The sequence below is a fragment of the Streptomyces sp. GbtcB7 genome (genome assembly GCF_019091445.1).
In the GTDB taxonomy this organism is placed as follows: domain Bacteria; phylum Actinomycetota; class Actinomycetes; order Streptomycetales; family Streptomycetaceae; genus Streptomyces; species Streptomyces mirabilis.
This window is the reverse complement of record NZ_JAGXJM010000690.1, coordinates 1-233: the sequence shown is the minus strand read 5'-3', so window position 1 is coordinate 233 and position 233 is coordinate 1. Positions and strand designations below refer to the sequence as shown.

At 72.1% G+C, this 233-nt stretch carries 1 pseudogene; it reads right to left on the bottom strand.

From position 1 onward, the window contains the following. Positions 1-233 (bottom strand): annotated as a pseudogene (locus tag KVT44_RS59875) (IS5/IS1182 family transposase); the annotation flags it as partial.

The following is a 233-nucleotide window of genomic DNA, read 5'->3' as shown; positions in this document are numbered from 1 at the left end:
CAGCCACCGGGCGGAGCTGTCGCTGAGCGTGGTGGCCCTGGCGGTGTTCTGCTTCTTCTTGCCGGACCCGAACGCCCTGCAGCCTGCTCGACCGGCCCGGGGACGGCGGACTTGCACTTCGGTTCCGTCGACGCGCAGGGCGACTTCGTCGGCCTCGGCGTAGGCGAAGACGTCGGCCAGGGTATGCAGCCGCGCACCGCGCCGCTGCCGGAGCCCAAAGCCACGCCGGGCTA